General features: G+C 59.4%; 2 protein-coding genes. Both read right to left on the bottom strand.

Translation table 11 applies throughout. The annotated features are described in order from the left end of the window. Nucleotides 1–66: 66 nt before the first annotated feature. Nucleotides 67–717 (bottom strand): RNA polymerase sigma factor, encoded by a 651-nt coding sequence (locus D0C27_RS05740; RefSeq protein WP_137430606.1) that lies wholly within the window; start codon nt 715–717, stop codon nt 67–69. Between the two features lie 22 nt (nt 718–739). Then, on the bottom strand, nt 740–14,347 hold the full coding sequence (locus D0C27_RS05735; protein WP_137430605.1) for a filamentous haemagglutinin family protein: 13,608 nt from the start codon (nt 14,345–14,347) through the stop codon (nt 740–742). Nucleotides 14,348–14,448 lie beyond the last annotated feature (101 nt).

Raw genomic sequence — 14,448 nt, 5'->3', positions numbered from 1 at the left:
TCTCGATAAACAACAAATATCGACAATATCGATAAAATTAAATTATCGATATTAGCGATAAAAGCCTCAAAATCCCACCGGCTCCGCCATCCAGCCAAACCCGGCCGTCATGGTCGGTGGTGGTGTTACACAGGCCTTGCGCCCCTGTCGCAGCTCCGTCCAATTTCCCAGCAACGCCTGTTCGCAATGCGCCTCAGCCCGGCGCAGCTCGTTGCGTGCTTTGCTGGTGGTGACGCCGAAGCGTTCGGCCACCACACTCAGGCTCTGTTCTTCCAGCCGGGCCGCCAGAAAGATGGCGCGACGTTGGCGGGGCAACAGCTCGATGGCGTAGATCAGGACGGACAGCAAAGATCGGCCGATCAGGCTGGACTCTGGCCCCGGCATGGGGGAAATCTGCTGATGCTCTTCCAGTTCCTCCAGGGGTACCAGCGTCCCTCTGCCAGATTCGGCACGCCATTCATCAATCGCCAGGTTGCTGGCCATACGCAGCAAATACAAGCGCGGGTTGGCAACGGGCCCGATCTCCCGGCTGTCATGCAGGCGCAACCAGGTGTCGTGCAAGGCATCCGCTGCGCGGTCGCGGCAGCGCAGGCGGATGGTCAATTGCCGCAGCAGTTCTTCGTAGTGCACCTTCAGATACAAGCACAGTGAATACTGCGGCGTCACACACTCTTCATTACGCTTGCGGGTAGGCAAGGGCAGGCAAGTGGACAGCATGATCAGATCTCCCAGGCTCAGGCTACAGTGTCATCCGCCGCCGCTCCTCGGGCGTCAACCGATCCAGAGCGGATTGCGGATTGGCGCCCAGTCCCAGGACCTGCACCGTACTGTCTTGGCGATACGCAGAGGCATCTATCCTGGAAGTCGCTGGGCCTGCTCCTGATGATGTGGCCCCGCCCCCTGACTGCCCTGCATCCCCAAATCCCAGAATCTGCACAGTAATGACCGAAGGCAGATTCTGACGAGCCTGTGCACGAGCGCGGTTGACCGTATCCTGCGCCGCCGATGCGGCCGAAGATGCTGTCGCGCTGGCGTTACTCAAGGCGCCTGTGTTGACAGTCGCCACCACCGGAATTCCCTTGGACTCGCCCTGTACCTGAATATTGTCTGCATTGACCACACGCAAGGCGGCGATATTGATGTCGCCCGACACGCGAATCCCTGCCTCGCCCGCGTCCACCGTTCCCAATGGCGCAATCAGATCGATATAACCTGGCGGGACCTCGGGAACCGGGTTCAAGGTAGCGATACCCGCACCGGTATTCGGTGTTGATGGTGACAAGGCCACATTGCCAAACAGATCGTAAACACGACGCTGCGGTGTGTAGACCACCGTGGTCTTGCTACCCCGACCCGCGTTGATGTCCCCTGCTGCCGACCAGGCCAGAATATTGCCGCCAAAGGTCGTAAAGACCCGGCTCTGCCCCATCAGAATGTCGCTTTGCGAGAAGAAGTTGATGTCCCCTTCCCCTTGCGTGATCACACCTGATCCCGGACCAGGGTTAAAGCCACCATCAATCCCCACCAGAGCACGACCGCCTGGAGTCAGGATGCTGATGTCCCCACCAAAGTTGGTGTGAATACCTGCATCCAGCACGTCGTAGAACGACACGTTGTAACCCGGACTGCCCAAGGCCTCCCACTCGGCCTTGGTGATGTAATCCAGCTTGGGATTAGGCCGGCTCTTGCCCGCCGTGTTGTTCACGTAATCCGCGTCGTAATACAGCGCACTGCTGTACATCGTCAAATCACCCGTGTAGCTCAAGGCCTTGCCTTGAGCATCCTGTTCGGGGAACAAGGTGGCAATCGCTTCACGGCCACGCAAATAGCTGCCTGCGCGCTTGCTGTCACTATCGTTGTACTCACGGCCCGATGCCTTCAGCTCTGCGTAGTACACATTGCGCAGATAGCTACGTTGCTGCTCGGGCGGCAAGGCCTCGAAGAAGCTGCGGGCGTCCATGCTGGCCGCATCAAAATGCAGGCCCAGGCCGTTCTTGTCGCCAAAGCGGGTGCTCAACCAGTTGACCAGATGCAGCTGGCTCTCCAGCTTGTACTCGCGCGCCAAGGGACGACTGGAGGCATTGCGGCCTTCAGCCCTGGCCTGATCGCGTACCTGATCCAGCTCTCCCTGCTTCTCCTGCAAGAAGGCTTGTGCGCCGGATTCATCACCTGTGTAGCCAAACTCGCGTTGCAGCCATTGCCCCAGCGTCAGGCCACCGCTGTAGATGTACAGCGCCTTGCCCTGTTGATCTGCAAACGGCAGCTCCAGATCAGCCTGATTCTCGGGGTTCAGATAGCGCGCCGCAAAGTCGTTCCAATGCGCTCCTTCGCCCATTCCGGCCGAGACCGAAATACTGGCGCCACCACCACGACTATCGGACAAGGCACTGCTCAAGGGCCCCAGACTCTTGATCTCGCCCTTGTCAGCCAGATACACATGACGCCCGGCCGACACGTCCAGCAAACCTGGCCCCAAGATGTAGAAGCTGCTGTTACGGACATCCCGACCCGCTTCAACAATGGAAATATCGTCTGCCCAGGCATGGGTAATCAAATTACCGCGTGTCGTCGCAGTGGCACTCTTGGCCCCTGCCACCGCATCTTTCTGCCCCAGGCGTGTGCCCGAGTCGGTAATGTCACGCCCGGCCCGAATCGCCACAGGAACCGAGCCTTCCATACGTGAGCCCTGCGAGCCTGGAGGGTACCCCAACAACACTTCCTGACCGACGCGCAAGCCAACAATGTCGCCGTTGACAGCGTAGTAACGAGCAGGCTGACGTTGAGCTGCGGCAGTACCGATATTGACCGGCGTACCAAACACAAACAAGGAACCTGTATTTTGACGGCCTCCGTACAGCGAAGTGACCGCCTTGCTGCTGACGGTGAACCAGTCGTTGAGCTTGACGGCCTCGCCATCCACGTTATGAATAATGCGAGGGTTATAGCCGTACTCGCCGCCCCCTGTCTGCGATAGCAAGCCTACAAAGGCAGGACGGAAAGGGCTGGACATGGCCGCTGCGTCTGCCGCCGAGGCCGAGAAAACATAGCCGGCCGCCTGAATGGAGCCCCCCGCCAGGAACTGCAGTTCACCACGCCCTGTTGCGTTGACAAACTGCTCGCCCATTGGCGAAGGGGCCAGTACCGTACCAAAGCCATAACGCAATATCGAATTGCTGGATACAGTGGCATCGCTGGCACTGGCTCCATACTGAATATTGCCGTTGGCGGCCGCCGCACGCAGGATAGAAGGATAAAAATGACCATCTGCGTTATGAGACTGGTTGCGGCCTGGGTCGCCCCAACGCGTATCTTCATACGCATTGCGCTCATCCCAGGACGTGGTGGGCGTCAGGTTGCCCCCCACGCTCAACAAATCAATCGCCGTCGCCGGTGTCCACAAGGAGAACCAGGACCAGCCATTGCCGTCATAGTGCTGGCCATCTACGGAGAAAGGCGTTGAGCTTAAAGACAAGGTACGCCCTGGGTCTACCGTACTGCCCAGCACCAGATCGCCCCGCGTTTGCATGCGTACTGCGGAATCACCCAAGACCAGAATCGGACCACCGGTTGCGGCCCCTCCGCCGCTGGCATAAATATTGCCAGGACGCGTATCCATTTGATCTGTTCCACCAAAGCCCAGCTTTACCCCACCAACCGCGCCGGCATCCAGAGCAATGGCTCCTCGCAAATTCACCAAAGTGCTGTTCAGATCATGCTCGTTCAAGCGCACATCGGGGTTCGGGTTCAGTGTGCCGCCCAGGCGCAGGACCAGATCCCCGCCACCTGTCTGTACCAGTTCGCCCCCCGGGGTGATTCGGCCTGTGCTGCCCACCACCAGATGCAAGCCCTGGCTGCGCGGCGTATGCGTCTGCTGATTCCAGCTGCTGCGAATACCGCGCTGGTTCAACATGCCGGCATCCGCCCCGGCCTCCACGGTCAAATTGCCACCACCCAAAGTACCCACTCCGGTAAAGCCGGCCAGGAAAGGATCATTGGCAAACAACCAGGTGTCGTACTCGCTATACCCGCCATTTGCGGTACCCGCCACATATGTCCCGAAGTTGACCCACCAGGCACTGGGAGTCCCTTCCGAGGCTGACACTGCACTACCCGTTCCCTGGCGCCACAACCAGTTACCCACTGCCGTAGAAGCAATCTGCTGACGCGTGTTGTAGAAGGTGTAGCTCAGATCATTCTTGCCGTCGTTATTGCCGACCAGATCCCCCTTCACACTGCCTTGAGCACGCAGCAACACATTGCCGCCCTTTTCGGGATACCAGGCCTGGTACAGGCTGTCCGCACCACCGTCGACCAGCGACTCGAAACGCTTGCCTTCCGCACGCAAGATCGTGCCATCGAACAACTTGCCACGCGCCTGGTTATAGGCCGCCCCCATCGATGCCGACGGCGTGCCCGCGGTGTAGACCCCATACAGCGAATTCATCTCGATGTCGCCACCAGACACCAGATCCAGGTCACCCACGCCCGTACGCAGGACACTGAACAGTTGCTCACGGGCGGGCTGTTTCACGTCTTGCATCTCGGGCGGTGTAGCGGGCGAGAGCTCGGCGGCCATATCGCCCATGCCAAAAATATTCAATTCAGTGACATCGGCACCGATAATGCCGTACGCTTGCAGCTCTTCGATCTGAGCCTGTGTCACCTGCTCACCAGAGACAGGCACAAAGCTCAACCAATAGCCCCCCGCCAGCAATTCAATCAGCTCTTCAAAGCGGCTGACCTCTCCCCAGCCATACACCGCTGGTTTACCCGTTCCTGGAATTTCGATTGATTTCACGCCAAGGCCAAAGTGCGTATCCGCCAGCATCAAGCGACGCTCGGCATCAATCAACGTCAAGCGATTATCCGCTGCCGAGGTATCCGCCCCGGCAACCAGACGCAAATCCCAGGACTGCGACCCAGCGGCCAACATGGGGGCCAAAGCCAGCATACGACCTTGCGTGTCATCCCCATCTCGAGGACGAAGATCAACCATCACGGCCCCGCCCGGCAATACCACGTCCGTCTCGGAAGGCACCAGCGCCCCTTTCTTCAAGGCAACCTGCTGGTTCAATTTCATGAGCACCGGCAAGGGCACGCCTTTGGGCCACAGAGTAGCCGCCATTTGCGCATCCTCCGGCAAACGGAAGCCCGCGGCCAACTGCATATTGGCTGGTAGTGTCACAGCCTCTTTCAAGACCGTGCCAGCGGCATAAACCACTTGCCCGGACGCATCCAGCACGGCCGCTGACAGCACCGTTCCTGCCTGCAAGGACAGGCCTTGCGCCAGACTCATCAGGCTGGGGATTACGGTGCCGCGTGGCAAGCTCATGCCCTCCACGGGCAGGTCATAGTTAACGGTACGACCGGCCGCGAACTGGGTCCCCACGTCCAGCGTGGCCATGCCGCCATGGGGGATGATGAGATCACCGCCAAAAGGCATACGACCTGCGGGCAGAACCCAGCCACCATCATCAGCCGTGACACCCAGCACGGAGGTATTGAAGCCATCCGTCAAACTGCCAAAAATCGTCAGATCTCCAGCGGCGCGCAATACCAGGGCCCCGGCCTCGCCCGAGCCATATACCGAGCTTTTCTGAGCATGAGGATTTACGCTGGCATAGCGGTAGCCCGACAGATCAATATCCCCATCCACATGCAGATCACCATCTGGATTCGTGACGGCATTGCTGACAATCTCCACACCAGGGCGCAGGTGGAATTGATCACCATAAGCACGCAGCCCGGCCAGCTTGCCTTGCATCAAGGCCTGATTCGCCAGAGCCTTGTTGATGAAGGTTTCACTATCCAGATGCTTCTGACGCAAGTAGTCCTGATCGATACGCTGGTAGCTGCGACCATCTACCGTTTCATCGAGGCCGAGCTGCGCATCGTCGTATTGCTGGAAAGCATTGACGGCAATCGACCTGGCCCCGGTAATGTTGAGTGCACCGCGTGCATCAATATCGACATCGTTGCCCGTCGCGCCACCCAGGCGCGGTGCGTTCAGAGCGACAGTGCCGTAATTCGCATGGGAACCAGCCACACTCAGATTCATGCGCATGCCATCGACCAGAACCAGACGACCCTGGCCCGAATCAATTTCAATGACAGCCCGGTTAGGTGCTTCAATCACTTGGCCATAACTGTCCCGACGCAGCACACTGGCACTGGCATCCAGCACGGCGCTGCCAGTCAGGGTCACCCCTCGCTTGGCAGCCAGGCGAATGCTGCCCGCCTGCTCACCGCTGGCATCAATGGTACCGTTGACCGTCAGGCTGCCATTGTCCACGGAGACATTGACTTCACGCGCTTTAAGCTCGTTGCCAATGAGCAGATCTCCCTGGCGCAGCTGGAAGCTGCGACCACCCCACACCGATCCTTCATTCAGACGGGCGTTAAGTCCCGCAAAGTCCGCAATCTGCTGTCCACGCAGCTCAATAAAGCCGGAGGCAAAAGGCACCAAGGTACCGCCCGCATCGTAATGCCCTGTTCCAGCTCCCAACATACGGCCACGCAAGTCCACCAAGCCGTTCAAGGCCAGGGCCGTCAGTTTGCCTGCACGATTGTGCTGGGCCGATACATCAATCAGGGATTCCGCCGCTTGGGTCACATTGCCGCCGCGACTCTCCAGCACAACCTCGCCACCCCAGCTGTACTTGTTCACATCAAAAAAGCCGATCGGACGCCCTGCCAGATCCAGTTGCGCACCCTCTTGCAGAACCACATCGTCCTGAGCAGACAGCTTCAGCTTTCCGCTAGGCAGCAAGGCCGCACTGTCCCAGACCAGGGACCTGGCAGCATCCAGGCTCAACTCGGCTCCCAAGGCGTGCACCGCTGTGGCCAGATCAGGCTGCACCGTGCTGCTCCCCTGCGGACGAGTCACCGCAATGTTGCCACCTGCACGGATGTTGTTGACCGAACCGGCCTGTCCGGTAAACAAGGGGGTGCTGATGTTCAGATTGCCGCCCTGATAGGTCCAGCCATTGCTGGCTGCATCCCAGGCACCACGACTGTGGTACACGGACAAGCTGCCCTTGTGATTGGCTGTGATGCGCTCGGAGGCATTCAGGTTCACGCTGCTAAAGCCCAAGGCCAGACGGTCGTGCATGCCCACGGTATCGGGCTGGCTTTTCGGGCCGTAACCAAACTCAATCTGCTGAGCATCAAATACCAGACGGCCATTCCCCGTGCCCGCGCCACCTTCCACGATGCTACCCGCCGGTGTCGTGGCTCCGTTCCAGACCAGAATTCCGGTTTCAATACGTGCTTCACTATGTGCGTCGCCATAGCCATAAATGGCAGCTGCGCTTAACACCAGGCGCTCCAGTGCCGACTTGCCTGTCACCGGGTCCAGCGTGCTCAAATTGACATCACCATAGAAGTTGACGGAGTCACGCGCCGTCAACACCAGGTTCTCCAATGCAGGCGCCCCCATCTGGGTATCGCCGCGCAGCAAGCGCTCCAGCACACGTTGATTCAGCGTCAGACCGGAGGGCAAGATACCCGCAACAGACGCGTCGGACAGGGCCTGCGCTCCGCCCACATTGATGCCACCCATAGCCAGCACCAGATTGCGTGTGCCATAGCGCACCGACTCATCCAGCTCAAAGGTTTTATTGGTGGCAGCAGTAATCGTGCCTTCAGAATACAAACGGGTTTCACCCGAACAGCTGCTACCGACGGCACAAGTCCCAATATGCAGAAAGCCCGCCCCTACCGTGCCCCAACTATCGTCGTTGCTGGGTGAAGTGACATCCAGCCAGCCATTGCTCAAGGCCAGAACCCCTTTCTGGCCGGGCTGCAGCACATAGCCCTCACTGGAGTCCCAGGGCGCGGCGCCTTTGCCCAAAGTGTTGATCGTGGCGCCCTGCTCAACCGTCAGGCCCTTTTCACGATTACCCACCACCAGAAATACCTGCGCTGCTTCCAGCACGGCGCCGCCGCGAATATAGATTTCATCTGTGCGCGTGTTGCCCAGACTGACACGCCAGGCATCGCGGGTCGAACCATAACCTTGCAAGGCAAACGTGGAGGTAGGTGCCCCCCCGATACTGATGCCTGCCGCCCCCAGGCGATTGAGCACACCGGACTCTACCGACATACCATCAAAGCCTGCGGTCGGCGCTGCCCCATCAGCCAGCACTTCAATGCGCTGACCAGTCAGCACCACATTGCCCCCACGGCCATTCGGGGCCGGTTCAAACTTGGCAACACCGGACGCCACCTGCAAACGGTTCGCCTCCAGCTGCAGTTGGCGGGCATCCCGCTCCAGTTGAGGGCGCGGGACGCTATCGCGCATGGCCCAGTCCAGCCCAAACTGCGAGTAAGACGTTTCGTTGTACTGGGAATACTGGCGCAGAGTGTCTGCCGAGGTCAGCACCACGCGCGAGGGCATGGCATCCATGACATGGGTATTGGCGATCCCCAAACGAGCGGCCACATTGTAGGAACCATTACGCATTGCAATGGTGCCACCCATAGCCGCACTGGCACTGCCCGAACCACTGATTTCAACGCGGTAAGCACCAGGCAACAAGGCGTAGGTAGAGGGCAGCAAGGTATACGTCCCTGCGGCCAGGCCCGGCACGCCCTCTCCGATATGAATCTGGCGTCCCACCATAGGATCGCCTGCACCATTGTCGGCCGCCAATGGCGCCACCACTTGCTGTACACCTGGCACGACGGCATAGACCGGGTTGCCAGAAAGCTCGGGCAGCATGAAGCCGTTATTGGTGCTCTGAATCAGGGGGTGCAGACGGGCATCCGTAGAACCACCCCGCCCAGGCAGGAAACCTGCTCCTGTCAGTTCTCCACCACCCGACAGATCCAGCAAGGCACCTTCTTGCACGTCCACGCTGGTGGCTTTCAGGCTGAGATTACCCAGCAGACCGCCCAGGCCCACATAAGGCGCATCGCTACCTGCATAGTTATAGGTCAGCCCATCCACCGTCCCGCCGTAGGGCATGATCAAACCCGCGGCACTGACCGAGGTAATGCTGCCAGGGCGCATCACCATGGAGGTTGGGGCTTGCGAGGCACCACCTACACCCACACCCAACTCCAACTGCCCCAAGGGAGCCAGCAACACACCGCCCTGATCAATATTGCCCGACATCAGGCGCAAGACACCCAAGGCAGAATAAGGCTGGGCGACAGGGCCACTGCCAATGCGCTCGATACGCAAGCTGCGCTGCGGGTCATACTGTGTCAGCGGGTTATTCCACTGATCGCGCTGGATATAACGGCCGGAAATCACCTCCGCCGTCACGCCAGTTCCCGGATAAATGCGGCCAGCCGCCAGCACCAGATCCCCTTCGGTCAGCAACTGTGTACGATCACCGACCGAATGCTTCAGGAAACGCAGATCGTTCTGCGCACGCAAATCCACCGTATCAAAGCCGGCACGCGATACCTCGGCCTTGCCACTTTGCAAGGACCGGCCCAATGCACCGAAGGCGATCTGGTTGGCTATGTCCAGCACATTGGCGTCGATACGCAGATAGGAGTCTGGCAGCAGCTCGGGCAATCGGCCTTCATTACTGTTCAGAGCCTGAATCAGCGGAGTCACATACTTGTCGCGGGTGGGATGCGTTGCCCCTGCCAAACGGACATGAGGCGCGGCCAGCTTGACCGTAGCACCGGGCATTGAGCCAGGGGCCAAGGCAATCTTGGGGGTGGCCAGATGCAGGCTTTGGCCCATCTGCAAATCCACACCGTTTTCAATCGACAAAATGCCGTTGGACAGCAGGGCCAGATTATCAAAGCCCCCCGCCTGAATGCGGTCCACACCCAAACGAGCATGGCCGTAGACCAAACCCGCATCAGCACGACCAGCTTGCAGATCAAGCGGCAGATTCTCCAGTTGCTGCTCTTGCACCAAGGTCATTTCACGGTGTGCCAGCACGCGATCACCCGGCCCACCTGACATTTCATAGTTCGGCGACTCCAGGGCGACCGACAAGGTTCCGCCTGCCGCATTGGCACCACCGGCCCAGGCCTGCATATCGCCATCCAGATACAGTCCGTTGAAGCTGGCCAGATGAATGACACCGCCATTGGAAGCGATGGTTTGCGCGCCCTGACCAGGCATGTCCAAAGTCGCTGCGGCTCCGGATGCCAGCAGGCGCGCGCCTTCGCGCACAATGACAAAGCTGTCGATAGCCTTGACCTGCGTCGCAGCCTGCTGGTACTTGCTACCAATTTCGATACGACCACCATTGAGCACCTTGCCGTAGCGTTGACCCTGGGTATCGACAGCCGTCATGGCCTTGCCCGACACATCCAGCACGGCATTGCTGCCCAACCAGATTGAACCGTCGTGTCCTTTGAGGTGGCGCACGTCCTCGCTACCAGCACTCAGGCCATAGATACCGATCTTGCCACCCGAGGCTCGCAAGGAGCCATCCACCGTAATCTGACCGCTGCCTTGCAAGATAATGTTGCGACCATCATCTACGCTAATATGCGCCGCCTTGCCCACGGACAGGGTGGGGCCACTGGGGTCCACATCTTGCTGCTTGTACTCAAAACCTGCCGTCAAGCTCAGATCGGCACCGCCGCGCTGGCTGATCGAGCCTTTTTCGGGCGATTCGCTGAACTCGGGTGGCAACCACAGGGAGGCAACCTGGCTCAGATCCCCACCATTGGCCAGTTGACGTGCAGCGGGCAGATCCAGCTGCATGACGGGCATGTTCAGCGCCAGATTGGCCCCTTCTGCCACGGCCACGCCGTAACCGCCTATCACGTCGTAATTCGCAAACCCTTTCTGGAACAGGCTGCTGTCCAGATGCAGCATGGTCCCCACGGCCACATCCTGCGTCAAGCGCGTTCCGGCACGCAGCAAGGTGCCTGCGCTATAGCTCAAATCGGCATGAGCGACCGTGCCAGCCTTGTAAACACCGGGGGATGGCGCAATGGCAATGCCATCAGGCAGGATATCTGCCGGCACCACATAGTTGGTCGGGAAGCCGGCGGGATTCATGATCTCCATGATCACCGTTCCCGCTGGCAAGGTTGGCGCCACGCTCCAGCTATAACCGTCTACCCGCAACTGCTGGCCATTGGACAGCCAAACCGAATAACTGGAGTTCTCGTTGCTTGGCTTGGGCAAGGTCCAGGGGGTCGTCAAATGAATCCAGCTGGACTGATTGGCCTGCTCAACCTTGGGCGCCCCGCCAATAACCTCGCCAGCGGCGGCATGGGTACGCATGTAGTGGAAATCCACCGGCAAAATCGCACCAGCAGCAATGGTAAAGGCCTCGGTCGTCAGCAAATCGGCCAGAGAGCTTTGACCCGCCTGCAGGACGCCATCACTGCCCTGCACCGTGCCACCCAACACGACAGTCTCCCCGGTCTGCAAGCGCAAGGTGCCACCACCAGCCACACCATGACCACGGATTTCACCTTCGAAGACCAGTCGTCCACCTATGCCGGATACGCCGGATATATACGCATCAGCGGCCAGAGTGATATTGCCACCCTTGCCACCTAGCACCGAGCCATCGGCCATATAGGCCGCCGCCGAAGAGACGTCCAGCAGCGCGTGTTCGGCCACAGTCACATCACCGCTGCTGCGCAAAATGATTTCACCACCATTACGCCACGGCAGATAGCGCATCGCGCGGCTATCCATCTCCTGATTGCTCCAGAAGCCTCTGGTATCCAGGGTGACACCTGAGTCAATTCGTGTGGCAGCAATAGCGCCGGCTGCCACATCGGCAATCTTGCTGGATTGCCAGCCCAAACTGGCGCTGGTCCATTTATCCACCATATCACCCAGCAAAATACGGCCACCGCGCGCCGTCAGGTCAGCCTTCACATCGACTTGATTGGCATGCAGCGCGATCTCGCCCCCCAGAGCAAGCTCCAGCGCGTCATTGACTTCCACACTTTGGCTGGCATAGGCACGTAGAGCCCCCAGACCCATTTGCGTCAACCAATCGGAATCCAGGCTGATGCGAGAAGGGCCGGACGTCGCGTCGGACTGCTCACCCCCCTCTTGCGCCTGAGCCTTGCCAATCACAATCTGCTCAACCACTGCACTGGGGCTATAACGCAGATTCTGCGTGTCCTTGTCATAAACCGGTGTCCAACCACCCAGAATCAGCTCGGCCCGACGCGCTACAGCCGTTTGTGACTGCTGATAGCCATCCAGCTTGGGAGCCGGTGCCTGAATCTGGCGCGGGCCCTGGTAAACCTCGGATTCGATATGCCCTTGCAGGTCCGCCGCCTTGGTCGAAATAACCAGGCGGCCCGCATCACGTCCTACCGTATAGCCTTCTTCGTAACGCTGGGTAGGAGCCAGAATCGGGTTATAGAAGCTGCGGGTTTGACCCCAGCGCGCGCTGGTCTGCTCGTAACCTTTGTACAAGCCGGTGTAGAGCAAATCGCCCGGTGCACTATCGACCGCGTATAGACGGCCATCCACACCCCGCAGCCAGCTTTGGCGCAGATAACCGCTTTGTACATCCAGCGTGCCGCCCGACAAGTTGATCAAGGAGCCGGGACGCGTCACCACGCTGGCACCGCTGAACTGCACGGTGCCACCTTGGGCGGCCCACTCGCCGATACCGTGGCTGGCGACCCCCAGATAACCACCCACTTCCAGTAGCCCGCCCGCGGTGTACCAACGGTCCTTTTCATAGCCATTGGTGCCAGCAGGAACAAACACCAGGTTGCGGCGATCCAGCCAGACATCGCTGCTGCGCAGATTGTCGCCCTCGCGGTTGACCGGAGCATCGCGTTGCTCATTACCCTGAATGTTGATCATCAGGTTGTTGGCTTCCATCGCCACGCGAACACCCACATGGCCGGACACATCAATCACGGCGTCCTGACGTACCTCGCTGTTCCTGGCCGCGTCCACAAAGACCTGACCACCCGTCGCCAGCGTAAGGCTGTCGGCGTCAAAAACCACATCGCCACCGCTGGCAATCTGTACCAGCGACTGATCACGGCGATGACGCAGGCCGTCGCCTTCCTTGTCCGATTCCTTGATCAGAGCTTCGCGTTGCACATCCAGGGCGGTAGCAGCGCTTTCGTCCAGCACAATGGCTGTGACGCTATCCTTGCCCAAGGTCACGCTGGATTGAGCATCCGTCTTGTTGTTCTGCAGATGAATCGTGCCTCGGTTGTGAACCGAGGTGCTGGCCACCAGCACGCCGTCCTGGCTGATCGTGCGCCCGGCCAAGGTGATGTCGCCCGTTGCGGCTTGAATCACGCCCGTATTGCGAACCAGGCCCGCCTTGTCGGATGCCCCTGCCTGAGCTACCACCGTATTGCCACGGGTGGTGGAATTGACGTTTTCCTCTGTCCCCATCCCCTTGCGGATGATGAAGTTCTCGCCAGCGGCCAAGGCAGCCTGCCCGCCCGGGGTCGAGATACTGCCTGCATTGTGCACTTCCTGCCCCAGCAAGAGCACATAGCCCCCGCCCTGGTTCACGGTCTCGGATGCGTGTGTGCCGATACGTGCACCGGCGTGTATCTCGATCTTGCCTTGCGCATTAGTGAAGGACGCCGTGTTGGCATCCTTGCCATACAAACCTTCCTTGAATTGCTGGTCCGTGATCTTGGCGGCGGCTGTCACCAGATTACGCACGTTCACTTGAGACGTGCCACTGAACACCACCCCGTTCTGGTTCACCACCATCACGGTGCCATCACCCTTGATGGCGCCTTGAATCTGGCTCGGGGCGGTCTCTGCCCCCACAACACGGTTCAACACCGCATCGGACGCTTTTTGCTGGAACTGCACCGTGGTGTTGCGGCCCACGTTAAAGCTTTCCCAATTCAGTACGGCTTTGCTTTCGGTCTGCTTGATGGCAACGGTGTGCTGACCATTGTCTTGTGTGTGCACCGGACGCTCTGCGCCGGTCCAGACGTGCAGATTGCCTGCAGCATCACGATCCCACACCCCGCCTTGCACATAACCGTCCGGCACACCGGCTTCTTTGGCAGCAGCCTCGCGCGCGGCTTTTTGTGCAGCTTGCTGAGCAGCAATCGCACTGGCGGTACGACCCAGGTTCTCGACCGAACGGGCCAATTGCTGACGTGCTTCGGCATGTTGGCGTGCCGCCGAGTTCAAAAGGCCATTGCCCGGATCAACCATTCCACCTTGGGCGCCGGAGACATTGCGCTCTACCGCTCCCCGCGACGCGAACCACGCGCCTGATACGGGCTGGGTTTGCGCATAAGCCTGCGCACTTACCCCCCCTGTAAGCAGCAAGGTCGCGATGGCTCGGGCCACCGGCGTAAGGCGATTTCGGGTCTTGTCGCGAGAAGCTCTATCGACAGGGTTTCTAGGATCAGATGACTTGGAAGACAAACTGCGTAGGCGTGGCGACATTGCTTGAGTTTCCCGACTTAAGACTGGAGGGATTTCGTATCCATATCTACAAGACTGGTTCTGGCGAGAAATCAATCATGCCTATTTTGTTACTTTATGTA

The sequence above is a fragment of the Alcaligenes faecalis genome (genome assembly GCF_005311025.1).
In the GTDB taxonomy this organism is placed as follows: domain Bacteria; phylum Pseudomonadota; class Gammaproteobacteria; order Burkholderiales; family Burkholderiaceae_B; genus Alcaligenes; species Alcaligenes phenolicus.
The sequence above is the reverse complement of the archived record's forward strand: the minus strand, read 5'-3'. Positions and strand labels throughout refer to the sequence as shown.

Coding starts and splice junctions, on each gene's coding strand:
- D0C27_RS05740 (WP_137430606.1), bottom strand. CDS start 717: ATGCTGTCCACTTGCCTGCCCTTGCCTACCCGCAAGCGTAATGAAGAG.
- D0C27_RS05735 (WP_137430605.1), bottom strand. CDS start 14,347: ATGTCGCCACGCCTACGCAGTTTGTCTTCCAAGTCATCTGATCCTAGA.